At 45.5% G+C, this 18,312-nt stretch carries 16 protein-coding genes and 1 other annotated feature; of the genes, 3 read left to right on the top strand and 13 right to left on the bottom strand.

Going from position 1 to position 18,312, the window contains the following annotated elements; translation table 11 throughout:
* Window positions 1–15: 15 nt before the first annotated feature.
* The 4 genes from PAHA3_RS07625 to PAHA3_RS07610 form a co-directional block, all read right to left on the bottom strand.
* Window positions 16–2,397, bottom strand: coding sequence for a polyprenyl synthetase family protein (locus tag PAHA3_RS07625; RefSeq protein ID WP_062834185.1), 2,382 nt, complete (start codon window positions 2,395–2,397; stop codon window positions 16–18).
* 187 nt (window positions 2,398–2,584) lie between these two features.
* Window positions 2,585–3,382 carry a sulfite exporter TauE/SafE family protein gene (locus PAHA3_RS07620; RefSeq protein WP_062834184.1) on the bottom strand — a complete coding sequence of 266 codons (798 nt, stop codon included), beginning with the start codon at window positions 3,380–3,382 and terminating at the stop codon, window positions 2,585–2,587.
* Between the two features lie 491 nt (window positions 3,383–3,873).
* The gene (locus PAHA3_RS07615) at window positions 3,874–4,629 is read right to left on the bottom strand and encodes an SDR family NAD(P)-dependent oxidoreductase (RefSeq protein WP_062834183.1); all 756 of its coding nucleotides are present in this window, start codon (window positions 4,627–4,629) and stop codon (window positions 3,874–3,876) included.
* Between the two features lie 294 nt (window positions 4,630–4,923).
* Window positions 4,924–5,364 (bottom strand): DUF6376 family protein, encoded by a 441-nt coding sequence (locus tag PAHA3_RS07610; protein WP_124114481.1) that lies wholly within the window; start codon window positions 5,362–5,364, stop codon window positions 4,924–4,926.
* Between the two features lie 171 nt (window positions 5,365–5,535).
* Here PAHA3_RS07610 and PAHA3_RS07605 point away from each other — a divergent pair, with 171 nt between their 5' ends.
* On the top strand, window positions 5,536–6,504 hold the full coding sequence (locus PAHA3_RS07605) for a bile acid:sodium symporter family protein (protein ID WP_062834182.1): 969 nt from the start codon (window positions 5,536–5,538) through the stop codon (window positions 6,502–6,504).
* Between the two features lie 103 nt (window positions 6,505–6,607).
* Here PAHA3_RS07605 and PAHA3_RS07600 read toward each other — a convergent pair whose 3' ends face one another.
* From PAHA3_RS07600 to PAHA3_RS07570, 7 genes are all read right to left on the bottom strand, one after another.
* Window positions 6,608–6,868 carry a hypothetical protein gene (locus PAHA3_RS07600; protein ID WP_062834181.1) on the bottom strand — a complete coding sequence of 87 codons (261 nt, stop codon included), beginning with the start codon at window positions 6,866–6,868 and terminating at the stop codon, window positions 6,608–6,610.
* Window positions 6,869–7,160: 292 nt separating this feature from the next.
* Entirely contained in the window at window positions 7,161–8,246 is a 1,086-nt protein-coding gene (asd, locus tag PAHA3_RS07595) for an aspartate-semialdehyde dehydrogenase (protein WP_074094892.1), read from the bottom strand.
* A gap of 169 nt (window positions 8,247–8,415) precedes the next feature.
* Window positions 8,416–8,691, bottom strand: a binding site (T-box leader).
* A gap of 76 nt (window positions 8,692–8,767) precedes the next feature.
* Window positions 8,768–9,613 carry a class I SAM-dependent methyltransferase gene (locus tag PAHA3_RS07590; protein WP_062834180.1) on the bottom strand — a complete coding sequence of 282 codons (846 nt, stop codon included), beginning with the start codon at window positions 9,611–9,613 and terminating at the stop codon, window positions 8,768–8,770.
* 73 nt (window positions 9,614–9,686) lie between these two features.
* Window positions 9,687–10,559: a UTP--glucose-1-phosphate uridylyltransferase GalU gene (gene galU / locus PAHA3_RS07585; RefSeq protein ID WP_062834179.1), complete on the bottom strand. Its 873-nt coding sequence runs from the start codon at window positions 10,557–10,559 to the stop codon at window positions 9,687–9,689.
* Window positions 10,560–10,576: 17 nt separating this feature from the next.
* Window positions 10,577–10,972 (bottom strand): GtrA family protein, encoded by a 396-nt coding sequence (locus PAHA3_RS07580; RefSeq protein ID WP_062834178.1) that lies wholly within the window; start codon window positions 10,970–10,972, stop codon window positions 10,577–10,579.
* On the bottom strand, window positions 10,965–11,951 hold the full coding sequence (locus PAHA3_RS07575) for a glycosyltransferase family 2 protein (RefSeq protein WP_062834177.1): 987 nt from the start codon (window positions 11,949–11,951) through the stop codon (window positions 10,965–10,967). The genes PAHA3_RS07580 and PAHA3_RS07575 overlap by 8 nt, the downstream gene beginning before the upstream one ends.
* 50 nt (window positions 11,952–12,001) lie before the next feature.
* Window positions 12,002–14,167: an ArnT family glycosyltransferase gene (locus tag PAHA3_RS07570; RefSeq protein WP_235599476.1), complete on the bottom strand. Its 2,166-nt coding sequence runs from the start codon at window positions 14,165–14,167 to the stop codon at window positions 12,002–12,004.
* Window positions 14,168–14,392: 225 nt separating this feature from the next.
* Here PAHA3_RS07570 and PAHA3_RS07565 point away from each other — a divergent pair, with 225 nt between their 5' ends.
* Together PAHA3_RS07565 and PAHA3_RS07560 are read left to right on the top strand one after the other, a co-directional pair.
* On the top strand, window positions 14,393–15,076 hold the full coding sequence (locus PAHA3_RS07565; RefSeq protein ID WP_062834175.1) for a response regulator transcription factor: 684 nt from the start codon (window positions 14,393–14,395) through the stop codon (window positions 15,074–15,076).
* Complete coding sequence (locus PAHA3_RS07560) at window positions 15,076–16,593, top strand: sensor histidine kinase (protein ID WP_062834174.1); 1,518 nt, start codon at window positions 15,076–15,078, stop codon at window positions 16,591–16,593. Before PAHA3_RS07565 ends, PAHA3_RS07560 begins: the two co-directional genes overlap by 1 nt.
* Window positions 16,594–16,754: 161 nt before the next feature.
* Here the strand turns inward: PAHA3_RS07560 and PAHA3_RS07555 are convergent, their stop codons facing one another.
* Together PAHA3_RS07555 and PAHA3_RS07550 are read right to left on the bottom strand one after the other, a co-directional pair.
* Window positions 16,755–17,261 (bottom strand): GNAT family N-acetyltransferase, encoded by a 507-nt coding sequence (locus PAHA3_RS07555; RefSeq protein ID WP_062834173.1) that lies wholly within the window; start codon window positions 17,259–17,261, stop codon window positions 16,755–16,757.
* A 261-nt stretch (window positions 17,262–17,522) separates the two neighbouring features.
* Window positions 17,523–18,233: an SDR family NAD(P)-dependent oxidoreductase gene (locus PAHA3_RS07550; protein ID WP_062834172.1), complete on the bottom strand. Its 711-nt coding sequence runs from the start codon at window positions 18,231–18,233 to the stop codon at window positions 17,523–17,525.
* Window positions 18,234–18,312 lie beyond the last annotated feature (79 nt).

Here is an 18,312-nt window from a genome sequence, read left to right as displayed (position 1 = left end):
TCTAAGAAAACTGGGTTAGCGCTCGCGACCAACAAGATAATCCAACAGATGTCTCAAAAAGGAAATAGGTTTCGGCATCTCGTTCAATGCATCTGTGGCAAGACAATAATGCTCCCACATCGCTTTCTTTGCGCCTTCATCACCCAAAATGGACACAAAGGTGGAATTATTGTTCCGCTCATCCTGACCTGCAGGTTTCCCGAGAATGAGGTGATTTCCCTCGAAATCCAGCAAGTCGTCCTTGATCTGGAAGGCGATCCCCGCATGATAAGCGAACTTCTTCAGCGTAGCCATCTCCGCTTCCTTCACTTGGGCAAGAATGGCTGGCATGACCAGGGCAGCTTCGAAGGCAATACCTGTTTTGTAAAAACAGATCATGTTCAACTGCTCCAGCGTCAACGCCTTGCCTTTGGAGTTCAGATCCATCGCCTGTCCCATACACATATCCTCTGCTTTTTCAGCCGAATATTGAATGAGAGTAAGCACGGTTGCCGCATCAAAGCGATTCAATGAGGATTGCTCTCCAATCGCCTTCTGGATAAGAAATAGACCGGTAAGCTCTGCTGTGGCGCTATTGTGCACATGGTGCAACGTGGAACGTCCACGCCTTGTCGAAGCATTATCCTGCGTAGGCAGATCATCGAAGATCAGGGAAGCGGTATGCATGTACTCCAGCGATCTGAGCAGCGGAACGATGGATGATTCAGGTAAACCATACTCGCGAACACCCATAACCCAAGTCAATATCGGGCGTAGCCTTTTTCCGTCTCCCTGCAAGCTGTAATTGGCTGCATCGATCAGCGTTTCTTTCATCTCATGAAGTCCATTTGGTTTCGCAATCTGCAACTCCACATTAATCTGTTCACGAACCGTTCGAATGGTCTGCTTGAACTCCTCTTTCTCCTGCTTGTCATTTTTCAATTGAAGCACGACCTGATCCCGTAACAATTTATCCAGGAAATCAACGTCATCCGCTTTTCGCACCATCTGTTGAACCAGTCGATTGAACTCAGGCTGCCCACTGGCAAAAATCATCATCACTTCATCATATTTCTCCTGACCCAACCGTTCTTTGCAACGCTTCAACCCGTTAATAGCACGATCCAGTATGACCTCTCGGGTCTTGGCGTCCGAGTTGTAAACATCATGGATCAGATGAGAGATGACTGCCCAATACAATTCATATGGATTAATCAGATCAGGGCGCAAATCTCGATACTTCAAATAGTACGTATAAGGGGTTACTGCCCCTTCCTCCATATCGTCAAACATATCAGCAAAATCATCGGCCAGCTGATTATATATCCCGTAATAGAACGTCCGCAGATCGAAGCCTTCATCCACTGGCGCACTGAGAACAGATCGGACAATCGATCGGGAGGAAGAAGATTTGATAATAATCGGAATGTACAATTCTTCATTGGTATAATTCGCATTGGATAATTTCTTGCTGCGATCAATCTCCTGAGACTGAAAGAAGACATAAGATTGCTCTAAGAACGTGCGCTGTTTCTCTGGACGCTGGTAGTTCTTGATATACTCAAATGCTTCCCGAAGCTCGGAATGCACATATTCAATTACTTCAAGATTGCTTCCTTTCCACTCTCCTAGATCAGGTACGACCCCGGTAAGAAGTGCATCGCGTATCATCAGGGAGTATTGTTCTTTTTCCTGAACAGTCAGAGCCTGAGAATCCAGCAGATCATCCACAAATGGATATGTCAAACCGTACGAATAACCGAGTCGGATCGCCGCATCAAATCTCCGGGCACGTTCTTCAGGTGGTGTCTGCTCGTTCATCTCATCGTCCACATGAAGGACCACGCCAAGAATGATCTTAATGAGCTTCCGTTGTGCCTGCTCTGCATCCAGCTCCTTCGGGATGTTGGATGCTACGTTCTTTAATTTGTTCATCACCCAGATGACAGCGGATTCTATGTGCTCCTTCTGTCCCCACCGGTACAACGCAGCCAGACTGATATAATCGGGCTGTCCTTTGCGCCCAGTAGCAGAGCCCATAAAGTACTTTTTGGTATTCTGGACAACGTGCTGAACTCGGGATTGCGTATCTGGAGAATCAAGAGCTTGCCCCAGATCTCGCATATAAATATATGAGATACTCCGATCCAAGTAATCATCCAGTTTTCCTGTAGCATTCAGCCAATGGATATATCTATGAACATCCCGGGGATCCGGTTTTCTTTTGCTAGGTGATAAAAGAGAAAGCCAAGCAAAACGATGAATATGTTTTTTTTGCCATACATGAATATCTTGGGTAAGTGCTGTTGTATACGTATTTTCCATAAGTTGCTGCCTAAGAGAAGTAAAATACTGAGATGCTTTCTGCTCAGCTAGCCGATATCCTGCATCAGCCTGTTCTGTAAGTACGTTATTCATAGGGTGGATACCTCAACTTCTATTAATGTTAAACATGTATCCATGAAAGGAGATGAGGTGCTCCATGGACGAAAACTGAACTCATTTGATCGTGTATCCAACGCTTCAGCTCATGTTCATAACCTTTATACGGCGATCCAACCGTTTGGTTACGAAATCGTCATTGTTCATTCCCATATACGTGATTTTACAGAATGGATGACCAGACTTTGACCGCTGTGATGGCGATAAGTACGATTAATGCATATCGAAGTACCCTTACATTGATCATCGAACTAACCCGTGAACCAAGGGATGCCCCCAGCAGACTGCCGATCACCGTATAGATGATGGGTTCCATCGGAATATCTCCACCCGTAATTTTCCCTATAACGCCGCCAATGGCGGAGATAAATACAATCGCCAGTGAAGAAGCAATCGTCGTTCGTACGGGGATGTTAAGAATCGTCAGCATGATAGGAATAAGGATAAAGGCACCACCCGCACCAACAATTCCTGATACAATACCTACTGCAAAAGCAGTGCCTGCTGCAATCCATCGGTTAAACACCAGTGGAGCTGAGGTATCGAGCTTTCCTTTTCCGGGAATCAGCATTAGCACAATCGCCATGATCGCCAGAATGCCATAGATCAGATTAATAACCCTTCCGTCCAGATGACCGGATATGAACCCGCCAATCAGACTGCCAGCAAGAATGCTGGAGCCCATGTACAGCACCAATCCGCGGTGAACGATTGCCCCACCACTTCTACCCGTTTTTACTTTTCTGCGGAATGCAATCACACCGGCAAGTGAAGCAAATAATACTTGAAACATACTAATCGACGATACCTGATGTGCTGAGAACGGCTCCAATCCCATCCAGGATGGAACATATAACAGCAGCGGATAATTGATAATGGCCCCACCAATACCCAACAAACCGGAGAAGAATGAACCGACCAGACCCAGTATAAACATGATGACAAAAAGCAGAAGATCCATCGGTTATGCGCTTCCTTTCGTGCAATATAAATCTCATTTCGATATCACTCAAAAGTGCTATACACAGCGAATATTATCCGTTATAATAAAAACCAAGTAAATTAATCCGAAATGAGTGATTAAGCATGTTTAACGTGTTGAAGACTCTTTTTGAAAATAAATGTCCACAGTGCAACGAAAAATTACAAGTTCATAACGATGCGTTATGCTCGACCAAAACTTGTTCTCAATGTCATTACAAAGAAGAGAGTTATGGCTCTCTCGGAGTTCGAATTGTATATGACACCACAAAATGATAAAAAACTATAGCCTTGTTAATTGTATCACGATCTCTGAAATTTCGGGATGATTCGACAAACTTATTTCAATCTCATATGCCATGATTACTTTATAATGAAAATACAAAAACGGTGCAAAACGAATAAATCGTTCTGCACCGTTTTTTCTGTTTTTTTGAGATGAGTTCTCTTAATTTTAAATGAGTACTTATTTTATTTGGTTTTGAAGCTGAGGAATCCATCATCTACGGCAACGGTTGTCCCGTTCACTGCACTTGCTGCATCACTGAACAGGAATGTAACCACACTGGCTACTTTCTCCGGTTGAATAAGCTCCCCACGCATATGTTGAGTAGCAAGCGCATCCTTCATGGCTTGGTCATCACCCAGAATTGGTGTTTCGATAAAGCCAGGTGCTACACCAACTACACGAATTCCATGCTCAGCAAGTTCAAGTGCACCGGATTTGGACATCATGACAACAGCAGCTTTGGCTGCATTGTAGTTGAAGCTGCCTACTGCGGCAACACTTCCATAGATCGAAGCTGTGTTTACAATGGTACCTTGTACATTTAATTCAACCATTTTTTTTGCGCCATAATACATGCCATAGTACACACTGTGTTGGTCTACATCAATGACTCTGTGATAGGATTCCGGGTCCATCTCCAGAAACGGCTTCACAAGTCCGATCCCTGCGTTATTGAAAATACCGCTTAGCGTACCATATTGCTCTACTGTCCAGTCAATTAAAGCTTTAATTTCGTCCCCTTTGGATACATCCACTTTGTACGCGCCCGCTGTTCCGCCTGCTGCTTCAATCTCTGCGGCAAGCTTCTTCGCACCCTCTTCATTATAGTCAGCGACAACGATAGTCGCACCCAGATCCGAAAGTTGAAGTGCTGTCTCTTTACCAATCCCACTAGCTCCACCTGTAATAATGATTACTTTTCCATTGTGTTCAGTCATGACGCAGTTCTCCTTTGCAAAATATATTTAGTCACATCATAAACTTATAGTAAGTAACTATGTTTTATTAACTTATATTTTTATCATACGCCTCTGTCACAGCCTTGTCAAATCATAGATCATCTTCACATGAATATGAGATAAATGTCATATGCATCTCATGATTACTTGATATAGTCTAGCTCCAGTGACATTAAATATGCATGAGTTTTCGGAAAACAAAAAAAGGCGAACATATCGGTAATTCAATCACTCCGATGTCTCGCCCTTTTCATGTAGTTAGATTAATTCATCCTATTCTCCCTGAAGCCCGCTTAGCGGATCTTTCAAATTATTGATGTTGGTAATCAGTTCAGGAATGCCTGTCTTCTCCCAGTTTTCAGCCGTAAAGCCTTGCTCTGCAATCGTATTCTCGAAATTGTCCACGACTTCTGTTAATTGCGTATTGTAGCTAACCAGATTCTCATGAATGCTTTCTCCGATCGCTGGTGCCGTCAGTTGAGAAAACTCGCTTGCTTCTGCTTGAATCAGATCGATCTTCTCTTGAATCTGCGTCGTAATCTCCGGATTATTCACCGCACCTGATGCGAGCTCTTGCAGATCAGCCCCGGCGTTCGATACCTGTTCTATATAATCAGTAGCCCCACTCACATAATTTAAACTTTGATTGGCTTGTTCCACGACAGAACAGGCTGAAATCAGCAGAATACTTGATGCAATAAGGCCTGTCATCATTAACGTGTGCTTTCTTTTTCTTATGAACATGATCATCTCCCCTTCTCCTTATCGGAATCCTTGTTCCAAGTCCATGATACCTGTTCAGACTGCTTCATTGCAAATGGGTCTGCAACCAGCGTTATTAACATGTATAATAGTAGAATCACACGGTAAAGGGATGTCATGATTATGCTTCAAGCCTTAAACCAACGCTTGAACCGCATCATGCCACTGATTACCCCAATCAGCATTGTTATTGGCGTGTTATGCGGGAGTTTTCTTTCTTCTTATACCTTTTTATCCCCTTGGCTTTTTGCGTTCATGACGTTCGCTGGAAGTATCAGTCTTGGGATACGGGATTTTGTGAACGTGCTGAAGAAGCCGTTCCCCCTGTTTGTATGTCTGTTTATTTTGCATTTGGCAATGCCTCTCATCGCTCTGGGCATGGGTCATTTGGTCTTCCCTACAGATGCCTACACTATAACAGGCCTTGTTCTGGCAGCCGTGATTCCGACAGGAATCAGCAGCTTCATCTGGGTCAGTATCTATCGGGGCAATATCGCACTTACACTTTCCATCATCCTGATTGATACCATGCTTGCTCCTTTTGTAGTGCCCGGCGTGTTATCCCTGTTAATCGGAACCAGTGTCACATTGGATACGGCAGCCATGATGAGCAGTCTGTTCTGGATGATTGTTGTGCCATCCCTGGTAGGTATGCTTTTGAATGAGTGGACCAAAGGCGCCATTGTCCCAGTCTGGGGACCAAGGTTGAATCCGTTGTCCAAATTGTTTATGGCATCTGTCGTCGCGATTAACGGATCTGTCGTTGCACCCTACTTGGCGGATTTCAATTGGAAGTTGGCTGGTCTTGCGGTCATCATTATTTTCCTGGCATCATTCGGTTATGCGCTGAGTTACTTCATCGCCCGATTGCTGGGCTGGAATGAGGCCGATCAGGTAGCTCTGGTGTTCAATGGAGGGATGCGTAATATCAGCGCAGGCGCGGTACTGGCCGTTTCTTATTTTCCGCCACCTGTTGCTGTCCCGGTCGTGCTTGGTATGGTATTCCAACAGATGCTCGCATCATTGACAGGTTATCTGCTCGGTCGTCGCTCTCAGCTTCTGCAAAAGTCAGATAAGACATCTGCTGCCTAACAACATACTGGAATAATCAAAAAAACGCCGACATGATTGTCGGCGTTTTGATTTGTGTTGCTATTATTACTATAATGCTACGATACTGCTACGTTTCGTAAACCTAGTAATCCGTTCCTGAAAATGCTGCTGTTAAACCTAAAGATAAGATAAGAATGTAAAACACAATTCCGATGGCGATCCATAATAATGATGCTTTTGCATAATTGGCTTTGGAAGGGTTGGAATTACCGAACGCCCACACAAACAACATGATGATGTTAACAAGTGGAATAGCCAAAAGCAATAACGTGAGCATCCAACTACCAAAACTAACTGGCTGTGGTCCTGGTTTATGTACGGCTTGATTAGGAGCTGCTTGCATAATAATAAAGTCCTCCTTTCTTCGTCTATATCATACCTACTTGCTAAGACAATGTCCTTCTAAATTAGAGAGGAAACGTTTGCCGTTAATAAAAATAACTGAAATCTCATGAATTTACAATGTAATATTTTCCATATAAATATTAATATAATAATCTCCTGAATCGCCGAACAAGTGAACCTTCTTCGCTTACCATTTCTTGTCCACAATAATAAAAAAACCATCAACGAGTGATGGTTTTCATCTAATCATTCTTTTCAGAAATCTGTTGCTACTCATACATCTTTTATGATTATTTCGGCTGAATATATCCTTCAGCTTTAAGCAATTCTGCGATCAGAACCGCACCGCCTGCCGCTCCACGCAATGTGTTGTGGGACAATCCAACGAATTTGTAATCATAGAGTGAGTCTTCGCGCAGTCGGCCTGTGGAAACACCCATTCCGCGTTCGATGTCACGATCCAGTTTCGTCTGTGGTCTGTTCTCTTCTTCAAAATACGTAATGAATTGTTTTGGTGCGCTTGGCAGAGCCAGCTCTTGTGGGCGACCTTTGAACTGCAACCAACGCTCCAAAATTTCGTCTTTGCTTGGTTTTTTCTCGAAGTTTACAAACACAGTAGCCAGATGCCCATCCGTTACAGGAACACGAATACATTGTGTTGTAATTAATGGAGCCGATGCTTTCACGATCTGATTGTTTTCGATGCTACCCCAGATCCGCAGTGGTTCTTGCTCACTCTTCTCTTCTTCGCCACCGATGTATGGAATGACATTATCGAGCATATCAGGCCAGTCCGTAAAGTTTTTACCTGCACCAGAGATTGCTTGATACGTGGAAGCGACAACCTGAGTCGGGTTGAACTCACGCAAGGCGTGCAGTGCTGGCACATAGCTCTGAATCGAGCAGTTAGGTTTTACTGCAATGAATCCAGTTTTGGTACCCAGACGTTTGCGTTGAGCTTCAATCACGTCCAGATGCCCCGGGTTAATCTCAGGGATTACCATAGGTACATCTGCCGTCCAGCGGTGAGCCGAGTTGTTAGACACGACAGGTGTTCCTGTTTTGGCATAAGCCTCTTCGAGCGCTTGAATCTCATTCTTTTTCATATCAACCGCGCAGAAAATAAAATCAACCTGGCTGGCAAACGCCTCTACCTGGGAAGCATCCTGAACCACGATTTTCTTCACAGCTTCCGGAATAGGAACTGCCAGTTTCCATCTGCCTTGTACGGATTCTTCATATGTTTTACCTGCCGAATTGGCGCTTGCAGAAATAGCTGTTACTTCAAACCATGGATGTTGATCGAGCAGGTCCACAAAACGCTGACCCACCATTCCCGTTCCTCCGACGATACCGACTTTCAATTTTGCTGACATTTAATCATCATTTCCTTTCGGTTTGAGTGATGCTTCTCTTTGTATCAATTTCATAATTCACTAAAACGTATTTATGAAATTGACTTCCTAATTAACACTATTCAGGCAATTCCAAAGCGTGTAGTCACACCCCGAAAAAACCAAAAAATCCCATCCCCAAGACAATAGTCTCAGGGACGAGATTGAACTCTCGTGGTACCACCCAGATTCGCCAATATGTCACCATATCCGCCTCTTCAAGTAAGGAATACAACCATGATGCTTGCTGTAGACCGTTCATACTCTAGCTCTGTAACAGGAGCTCCTGTCACACCATCCCTTAACGTTAAGTTCCGATGTGCTGCTCTGAGTCTTTATTCAATAAAAGATTCTTTACTCCTTTTCAGCTGCCGGAGCTCTCTTTGAAAGAATGAATTTTATCTACTCGTCTCTTCGTCGCATTTGATATTGCGATTATAATATCAAAATTACTGTGATGAAGTAAACACATTTTTTAAAATTTGCTGCAAATGGTTATTTCTTTACTGCTTTTTGGCAACAATCGCATACGTTCCCAATGGACTCCCTGGCCCCAAAACATGATGTGTCTTAAGTAATTTCAATTCGGAAAGAAGAAGTGTTTTCACTTTGTCCGGGATCGTAAGCATTTGCAGTTCCACAGGCGCTTCTGCCAGTGTCATTTCGGTTTCCCAGCGACCGTCCTGCAGCTCAGGAGAATGGATCGTAATCTCTTCCTTTATTATCCAGCCTGTCTCAGAGACAAGCTCTTGGATATCCCCCGGTGTAAAAAGCGTGCGCACATTGGAGAAGCTGTTCTCTTTGTAACATTCGACCTGGGACTGAATTAGAACGGATAACCAATGTGAGAGCTGGCTCACATCTGTAACTCGTGCATCCCATTCGGCAAAACATAACTGATGTCCCCACGTCCTAACCTTGCTAAGAATCTGGGCGAGTTCGTCAAACGATCTCAAATACCAAGAACAATGGGATAGCACAATCACATCAAACTCATTCTCGGCGAATTGGGCTTGATCACTTAGAATGTCGAAATCATAATCCATTCGAATTCGATCACCCAGCGGAGATCTCCGCAGCTTGGCTGCCGCTTCCCCTACGGTCAGAGGTGCACCATAATCCTCTGGTGCAATATCTACACCATGAACGTACCCATGCTCCCCCACCAAGTGTGCAAGCACGGCCGTTGTATCCCCCTGACCACATCCGATTTCCAGAACCCGGCTACCTTCCTGTATTCCCCAAAAGAGTCCCAGTTTCATCCGATGCTCGGTCTGAACGTACTGAATGGCGGCGTTGTCCTCCACGTCCATATACTTAATAAGATCCCTGATGATAGACTCATTCATGATTCCTCACTCCTCAAAGAGCAACTTGAACTTCTTGCTCATTGTAGCGTTACAGGAAGCTATATATCAATCCCTATGCCCACTGGGTTGCAAGCTTCTGAAGATAAGGTGTCAACATGGGCTGTAATTCCTTGCGCATCAGTCCGATCTCCAAGATCGCCTGAATATATCCGAACTGATCACCAATATCGTAGCGGCGCCCCTCCAGTTCAAGGGCCAACAGTTCCTCCGTCTGACTTACTTCTTTTAAAGCATCCGTTAACTGATATTCCCCTCCTGCCCCTCTCTCGATCTGATCCAGAATGGGAAAGATGGAAGGTTTCAGAATGTATCGTCCCATTACAGCTGTTCGGGATGGCGCTTCAGCAAGGGAAGGCTTTTCGACCAGATTGGTAACCCGGTGAACCCGGTCTTCTACACCATTCGAATCAATAATGCCATATTTGCTCACATTTGCCGGATCTACCTGACGGACACCGATGATCTGGTTGCCTGTCTTTTCATAGAGATGGACCATCTGTGCAAGTGCAGGCGGATCAGAGACCATAATGTCATCTCCGAGCAGTACAGCGAAAGCATCATCCCCTACAAATTGCCGTGCACACCCAATCGCGTGCCCTAGTCCAAGCGGTTCTTTTTGACGAATAAAATGAATATTGGCCATCTCGCTGATCGCCTGCACCTCTTCCAATAAAGACTGTTTGCCCTCGGCATATAAAGAATGTTCAAGCTCAACCGATTTATCAAAATGATCCTCTATGGATTTTTTGTTGCGTCCGGTCACAATGAGGATATTCTCAATGCCTGATTGCACTGCTTCTTCAACAATATATTGGATGGCCGGTTTGTCTACAATCGGTAACATCTCTTTGGGCTGTGCTTTGGTCGCTGGCAGGAAACGGGTTCCGAGACCCGCTGCCGGAATAACTGCTTTTTTAATATGCATTTCATCTTACGCTCCTTTCATTTGATAGCTATACGAAACACCCAATATCTGCTGGCCATATAGTTCAGAACCATTCCCATTAAAGTAGCCAGGATCTTGCTTATCACGAGACTCCAACCCAACATGTCGTGCAAAATCATCAGAATCAGCGCGGATAACGCGAGAACGACGAGATTGGTGATTAGAAAACGAATAAGTTTCGCTCTATCGCCGCCCTCTCGTGTTGTATCTCGAAAAGTCCATCTGCCGTTCAGCCAATAACTGTTCGCAACACCACAGCTGTACGAGATTACTTGAGCAATCAAAACCGGTACACCGATCACTGCGAGCAAAGCAAACACCACTGCATCCACTGCCGTATTCGCGACACCCACAATTCCGAACTTGAAGAGTGTGACCAGACGATTAGTCATGGTGAGCAACTCGGGCTGTCAATCGGGATTGTGCTTGCTGGGCATCGGCCTGAACCACGTCTCTCACAATGTATAGCGGACGCGCCTTGGTCTCATCATAGATTCGCCCAACATACTCGCCCAGAATACCCAGCATGATCAAGATGAATCCGTTGAACATCAGCATGATACTCACAATAGATGGCCATCCTTTAATGGTTGAATCTGTAAAGATAGCCGAACCTATAACCGTTAACATATAGATGAATCCGCCTACCGACAGGATCGCACCTACATAACCTGCGAGCTTGAGCGGTTTATGCGAAAATGACGTAATACCATCCAGGCTCAGCTTCAGCATGCGTTTCAGCGGATATTTCGTTTCGCCTGCCAGGCGTTCATCACGTTCATATTCAATGGCAGTCTGACGGAATCCGACCCAACTGACCAGCCCGCGCACGAACCGGTTTTTCTCCGGAAGACGTTTCATCTCATCACATACTTTGCGGTCAATCAGGCGAAAATCTCCGGTGTCCACCGGGATATCTGTATCCGTTGAGGCACGCAGTACACGGTAGAACAGACTGGCTGACCATTTCTTGAAGCGGGTTTCCCCACTTCGTCTGGTGCGACGGGCATACACCACTTCATAGCCCTCTTTCCACTTGGCGATCATATCCAGAATCAGTTCGGGAGGGTCCTGAAGATCCGCATCGATAATGACGACGGCATCCCCCGCTGCATAATCCATACCCGCTGTTATCGCAATCTGATGACCGAAGTTACGAGCAAAATCAATCAGCTTCACACTCTCGTCCCAACGGGCGTAGTCACGGATCATTTGAGCACTTCGATCCATGCTGCCATCATTGACGAACAGCAGTTCATAGCTCTCTCCTGTAATGCCCATGACCTTCTTCAGACGCCGATAGGTCTCCTCGATCACCGCCTCTTCGTTATACATGGGAATAATAATGCTGTATCGGTACGTTTGAGCCATGTTTGTCCCCTCCCTTTTCCAATGGACTTCGTTCGAGATTTTCATTTCGGCTACAATTTCACTTCATACAAAGTCGTCTGTCCGCCGAATCCGAATCCAGCTCTGTTTCCTGCGGCACCGCTATCCGTAGATCCGCTGTCGGTACCTGTCTGCCATTCTGAGGTTGGAATCTCGGTACCGTGCTCTTTGATCCAATCACTAATGTCCGAGTTTCCGCCTCGGCCACCCATGCCACCAACTATGAAGTACTTCACTTGCCCACTCTTGACGAGTTGCTCCAGTTCCTCCGTTGTGTACACCGGGTCTGACCCGGAGAAACCTCCCAGCGTAATTACCGATGCTTTCTCGTCGATAATATAAGGTGCTGCCTGATTATAGTCTGTTGTGGCGAAGAAATACGTTTCGCCTGTATTGTGCTCTTTCAGATAATTCAGTGTAGCTGTATCGACTTCTTCGTTACGGTTGCCCATTCCGCCGCGGCCACCCGTTGAAGGCATTTCTGTGACTCCTACTCCATTCCCCATCGGCATACCCATGCCGGCTCCACCAAACATGCCATTGGAACCTGTAGGCCCTGCTGCCGGAATCATACTGTTACCACCATAAGTAATTGGGGTGAATGCCCAATAGATTGGACCGATCAGCATGACCACAAATCCTGCGATAATGAAGCCCTGTTTCCAGCGATGTGTACGATGTAGCATAACGACCAAGATGACCGTGACCAGAATACCTGCGATCAATTCACTAATGGACCAGCCTGCACCAATCGTATCGTTATACACCTGCATGATATACCAGCCGAACAAGGTCGTCAGCAGCACGGAAACCGGAAGCAACCACGCCTGCCAGCCAATTCGTTCACGATATAACTTCCACATGGCTACATATCCTGCGCCAGTTAGCGCCGCAATTGGAGGTGCAAGCATAATCAGATAATATTGATGGAAGAAACCTGCCACACTGAAAAAGGCAGCAACGGGAATCAACCAGGCCAGCCAGAACAAAGCCTCCTTGTGCTTGTTCGTAATATCTCTCCGTCTTAATCCTGCAAATATGGCAATGCATCCAAGCAACACAACTGGCAGAAGCCAGCTGGCTTGACCTGACAGTTCAGTCTGGAACAGACGCAGAGGACCTTTCTCCCCCGTACCAAACATGCCTCCCATGCCTCCGCCACCATTACCGCCGAAATTTCTTCCGTTTGGCATTTCCATATCATTCGGCATCTGCCCGTTCGGGAAATTGGCATTCGGCCCATTCATACCGCCCATGGCATTCATGCCGTTCGAACCATTCATATTATCGTTATCCGGTGCATTGACATCTTGCCCCGTTCCAGGGGCACCACTCCTCATCTGATTAGGAGCAGAAGTCGAATCTCCTCGATTGCCACGATTATTGCCCTGTCCAGCAGCGTTCGGCATCCCCGCGTTACCTGCTGTGTTCTGCTGACCCGTTAGACGGGACAGGCCATTGTATCCAAATGCCAGTTCCATGACCGAGTTTGTTTCACTGCTGCCGATATAAGGCCGCTCGTCTTCGGGTATAGAATCCACAGTAACCGCCCAGGATAAGGAAACCACTGCCAGAACCGCTGTGCTGCCAATCAGCAGGATGATCTTCCTTCTCCACTTCGCCTGAAATGCAAGCAGATAAAACAAGTAAAACGCCGGGAGAATCATGTAGGCTTGAAGCATCTTCATATTAAAGGCTAAGCCTATTAACCCAAAGGCAACCAGAATGCGCCAAGCACTACCTTGTTTGCTGCCTTTGAACAAAAACCATGAACCCAGCAGCAGTGTAAACACCAGCATGCTGTCAATATTGTTGGTCCGACTGACTGCCGCCACGACAGGCACAGTCGCCATCGCAAATGCCGAGATTCGTGCTGCTGCAAGACCATATGTAGGTTTCACCATGAAATAGATCAGGAGCACCGAACCGATTCCCGCTAATACTTGAGGCAAAATAACGCTCCATCCGTGCAATCCGAATACATAGGCAAAGGCCGTCTGGATCCAGAAGACAACAGGTGGTTTGTCAACAGTTACCGAGCCTGCCGAGTCTAGTGATGCATAGAAAAAGTTATGGAAGTTGCTTAGCATACTCCCAACGGCAGTCGTATAATAGGAATTGGCATATTGATCGTTCCAGATGCCGTACCCATTCAGAAATGCCGCCAGTAATACAATCGGCAGAAGGACAAGATCCATCCTTCTTTTGGTGTTATTCAATGGTAATCACTCCTTCAAAGTTCTTCATGTCTAGTATTGTGACATGCCAAAATAAAGCTGGGATGAGTGCCCGCTGAATGTTGTCTGAGGATAATTCACAATCCTTTCAGCTAAATTTCAGTTTGGCAAGCGATAATACTACATACAGTCCCTCCAAAGTGAGGGAGAAATCTAGATGGATCAAGCAAGGAGAGAACGTACATTATGAAGCTTAGCAGCGGAATTAAAATACTATTGGCTGATGATGAACCACATATTTTGCAATTTCTGGAGCTTGGATTAAGCAATGAAGGCTTCGATGTGCGCACAGCACCCGATGGAGCAGCTGCACTTGAGTTGGCGCTTGAATTCAGGCCACATATGGCTATTTTGGATGTCATGATGCCAGAGATGGATGGTTTTGAAGTGGTCGAGCGTCTGCGTAAGACCGGAGCCCAGGTTGGCGTGATTATGCTGACAGCGAAGGACGAAGTCGAGAATCGGGTTAAGGGCTTGTGGCTAGGTGCTGACGATTACATGATCAAGCCCTTTGCCTTCGACGAGCTGCTCGCCCGGATTCAGGCCAGACTGCGTAATCAATTTCCTTTATTAATCGGAGCCGTCACTCATGGTCCCTTCCGAATTGATGATCAGCGCAAAGAAATCACCTATCAGGATCAGGTCCTGGAGTTATCTCCTACCGAATACGAACTGTTAAAATTTATTGTGCTTAATCATGGGATTGTACTCAGCAAAGCGACCATTCTGAGCCGGGTGTGGGGGTACGATTTTGGCGGGGAAGAGAATATTGTAGAGGTGTACGTTCGATCCTTGCGCGACAAACTCGGGGATAAAGAGCACAGACTCATTCGCACGCTTCGAGGTGTCGGGTATAGGGTGGATCTCTGATGAAATTGCTGCCTAAAAAAAATAAACTTCGTCTAGGACGTCTACACCAATGGATCTGGCCGCATTCCCTGCGTTCACAATTGCTCTCACGTTCTCTCTTCGTGCTTGCCGGACTACTATTGTTAATCGGTATTCTGCAATTCTGGATCATGGAAAGCTTTCTCTACCGCAATCAGGCGAAAACCATGGAAGAACAGCTCATGTCCATGCCCCCGGTTTGGCTCGGAATCCAGTCACGTAGTGGCTCTTCCAACAATCCTTTCGGTGGACAGGCAGGTAACGGGTCTGGCAATCGGGTGTTGTTTATTCCTGACCGTTCACTGGCTCTATTTGATAACCAAGGTACGTTCGAGGATGTTTTTGGGGAAGACGGTCTGAACGCCCCTCATCTCTCAACCGCTGAATATCAGGACATTACAGATGAGTTAAAAGAACAAAAACATATTCCCTACCGGATCGTAACGGATAGCCAAGGTAAGGAGCAATTGATTGTCTTCGCCTCACCCGGTCCACGCAATCGCGGCTTACCGATGGTCCAGATGGGTACGGCTACGAAACCACTGAGAGATCTGATTATTAAACAACTTCTGATCTTCATCATGTTATCGTTGTTGGCCATGGTGGCCGGCCTTATTCTGTACACCAAGGTATTACGCCGGACACTCGTTCCGCTGTCCAACATGGTGAATAAGGTACAGCAGATCGATGCAGGTAGTCTCGCAGAACGCCTTCCCGTCGTTCAGGGACAAGAGGAAGTGGATCAGCTCGCACTTTCATTCAATGGCATGCTTGAAAGGCTGGAGAACTCGTTTGAAGCAGAGCGGGAATCGAAAGAACAGATGCAGCGTTTCTTGTCCGATGCTTCCCATGAGCTGCGCACCCCCCTCACCTCCATTCATGGCTTTATTGAAGTTTTACAGCGGGGTGCTGCCACCAATCAAGATCAACTATATAAAGCACTGGACAGCATGCACGGCGAATCCGTGCGAATTAACAAGCTGGTTGAAGATTTGTTGTTACTTACCAAGCTGGATCAGGCTCCAAAGCAGGAGCAGGAGGTCATTCAGCTGGACAGTCTGCTGCTCGAAATGCAACCACAACTGACCATGATGGCTCAGCGGAGGTCCATTCATCTCGACCTGACGGCTGCGGTCCATGTTCTGGCTGATCCTTATAAGCTGAAACAGGTTGTGCTGAATCTGTTCCATAATGCGGTGCAGCACACCGATTCAGAGCATGGGACCATCTCCATAACGTTATATGCCACGCACCATAAGGCTGAATTGTCCGTAAAGGATAACGGCACGGGCATTGAACCTGAACATCTGCCCCATATCTTTGAGCGATTTTACCGCACAAGCAGTTCTCGTTCGCGCAAACAAGGGGGCGCTGGTCTCGGTCTAGCCATTACCCACTCCATTGTGGAGTCGTATAGTGGGAAGATTACGGTACGAAGTCAGGTAGGCCTGGGAACGGAATTCACGATTTTGATGCCGCTGTATAAGGCTGATGTCTAGGCTGAGCTTCGGCTGCAAGTAGGCTATCCAAACGCTATTTCTTTCATCTTGCTCCCGATTTTGATTGCATGACAAATCCCCCACTCATTTTGATTTAGAAATGAATGGGGGATTCTTTTGTTGTATCCGATTATTATGATGGCAGCCCAATGGGTTTCAGGCTAACGAATCTGAGGCGTCATATTTAAGGATTTGAAGCTTATATGCTTTTCATAAAATACCATTGTCATTTTGTCGTTAATTGCTTTTGTTCCACCCGTTTTTTTGTAGCCTATCTTTTCATACAAATAACAGTTTCCTTGCTCTTGTAAGATGGTACCCAATTTCCATGACTTTGCATCATCATATATCTGCTCAACCATTGTAAAAACTTTTTGTGCGATTCCTTTTCCTTGATGTTCTGGCAGTATAAAAATTGGGCTAATACTGTAGATCCGATTATCTTTTTTTTCGACTCTAATTCCACCAACAGCAACCTCAAGATGATGAATTATAAAATAATCTGTAAAAGATTGATTGATTTGAGTAATAATTCTTTCTACGGTTTCATTGGCAGGGCTTGTTTCAAAGTCCTGATATTTTTCCAACAAAGGCATAAATGCTTTGACTTTCATTTCATGAATAGTCGATGCATCTTCTAAATCTGCTTTGTACAATGAAACCTCCATTAAATATATACCTCCGATTGATATGCTTGTTAGAAATACGATTTATAGTCCATGCTCTGTTAACTTAATACAAGAAAGATGTTCGTTTACGTTTGGTGTTTGTTTCATTTGCAGCATACAAACAAGATAAAACTATCATTTTTTTATTCGACGTTGTATTCTCATATTCCTTGCTTCTATCTAAGTAACAGAACCGCGCCAATATTTTCATCTAACTTTCCGCTATTATCCCTATCTATCGTTACTTTTGGCAACGGTCGATTACCAAGAGTACACACCGTTCTCATCTAGAAACTCCCCGTTATGACGTTTGCCATCCGTCGCATAGCGCACAATAATCGCAGCGCCGGCTTCTTTGGATTTACCACCTTCGGCATTGCCGTTAAGATCTGTTGATGTGAATCCGGGCGTTACCGCAAAGACTTGAGCCCGGCTGTTTTTGACTTCATAAGCCATCGAAAGTGTCATGGCGCTGTTGGCCGTTTTGGATGAGTTATAGTCGAAGGCATTTAACGTAAATTCCGCATTTTGCATATGGTCCAGAGAAGCCATGTCGGTCGATACATTAATGATTGTGCCTTCATTATCTTTGATTAACGGGAACAATCGCTGATTCAAACGGAAGGTGCCGAAAAAGTTGACTTCAAAGGCATTCCGCAAATCTTCCTCTTGGGTATCCGTAAAAGAATGAGAGAACGCACCCGGCATACCCGCGTTATTGATCAGAAGGTTTATGTCGGGATAAGTCTTATGAATTGTTTCGGCTGCCTGCTCGATGCTCTTCAAGTCGTTCATGTCGATCTGTACCAATTCTACGTCTAATCCCCTGGAAGTTAACTCCGAAACAGCTGCTTCACCCCGTTCGACACTGCGTGCGCCAAGGATAACTTTCCAACCCGCTTCACCCAACTGCTTGACGATTTCATATCCAATTCCTTTATTAGCTCCGGTTACAAAGACAGTCTTTTTCATGCGAATCCTTCTTTCCCTAATTTGATTTATATTGAACAATGTATAAGTTACTATGCTACACTTAGTGTAGGTCAAATTT

Origin of the sequence: Paenibacillus amylolyticus, from assembly GCF_001570725.1 — a bacterium.
In the GTDB taxonomy this organism is placed as follows: domain Bacteria; phylum Bacillota; class Bacilli; order Paenibacillales; family Paenibacillaceae; genus Paenibacillus; species Paenibacillus amylolyticus_A.
Note: the sequence above shows the minus strand (reverse complement) of the source record. Positions and strands in the feature narration are given on the sequence as shown.

What these genes read in the sequence shown, in the direction of transcription:
- PAHA3_RS07625 (WP_062834185.1), bottom strand. Translation starts at nt 2,397, where the DNA reads ATGAATAACGTACTTACAGAACAGGCTGATGCAGGATATCGGCTAGCT.
- PAHA3_RS07620 (WP_062834184.1), bottom strand. Translation starts at nt 3,382, where the DNA reads ATGGATCTTCTGCTTTTTGTCATCATGTTTATACTGGGTCTGGTCGGT.
- PAHA3_RS07615 (WP_062834183.1), bottom strand. Translation starts at nt 4,629, where the DNA reads ATGACTGAACACAATGGAAAAGTAATCATTATTACAGGTGGAGCTAGT.
- PAHA3_RS07610 (WP_124114481.1), bottom strand. Translation starts at nt 5,364, where the DNA reads ATGATGACAGGCCTTATTGCATCAAGTATTCTGCTGATTTCAGCCTGT.
- PAHA3_RS07605 (WP_062834182.1), top strand. Translation starts at nt 5,536, where the DNA reads ATGCTTCAAGCCTTAAACCAACGCTTGAACCGCATCATGCCACTGATT.
- PAHA3_RS07600 (WP_062834181.1), bottom strand. Translation starts at nt 6,868, where the DNA reads ATGCAAGCAGCTCCTAATCAAGCCGTACATAAACCAGGACCACAGCCA.
- asd (WP_074094892.1), bottom strand. Translation starts at nt 8,246, where the DNA reads ATGTCAGCAAAATTGAAAGTCGGTATCGTCGGAGGAACGGGAATGGTG.
- PAHA3_RS07590 (WP_062834180.1), bottom strand. Translation starts at nt 9,613, where the DNA reads ATGAATGAGTCTATCATCAGGGATCTTATTAAGTATATGGACGTGGAG.
- galU (WP_062834179.1), bottom strand. Translation starts at nt 10,559, where the DNA reads ATGCATATTAAAAAAGCAGTTATTCCGGCAGCGGGTCTCGGAACCCGT.
- PAHA3_RS07580 (WP_062834178.1), bottom strand. Translation starts at nt 10,972, where the DNA reads ATGACTAATCGTCTGGTCACACTCTTCAAGTTCGGAATTGTGGGTGTC.
- PAHA3_RS07575 (WP_062834177.1), bottom strand. Translation starts at nt 11,951, where the DNA reads ATGGCTCAAACGTACCGATACAGCATTATTATTCCCATGTATAACGAA.
- PAHA3_RS07570 (WP_235599476.1), bottom strand. Translation starts at nt 14,167, where the DNA reads ATGGATCTTGTCCTTCTGCCGATTGTATTACTGGCGGCATTTCTGAAT.
- PAHA3_RS07565 (WP_062834175.1), top strand. Translation starts at nt 14,393, where the DNA reads ATGAAGCTTAGCAGCGGAATTAAAATACTATTGGCTGATGATGAACCA.
- PAHA3_RS07560 (WP_062834174.1), top strand. Translation starts at nt 15,076, where the DNA reads ATGAAATTGCTGCCTAAAAAAAATAAACTTCGTCTAGGACGTCTACAC.
- PAHA3_RS07555 (WP_062834173.1), bottom strand. Translation starts at nt 17,261, where the DNA reads ATGGAGGTTTCATTGTACAAAGCAGATTTAGAAGATGCATCGACTATT.
- PAHA3_RS07550 (WP_062834172.1), bottom strand. Translation starts at nt 18,233, where the DNA reads ATGAAAAAGACTGTCTTTGTAACCGGAGCTAATAAAGGAATTGGATAT.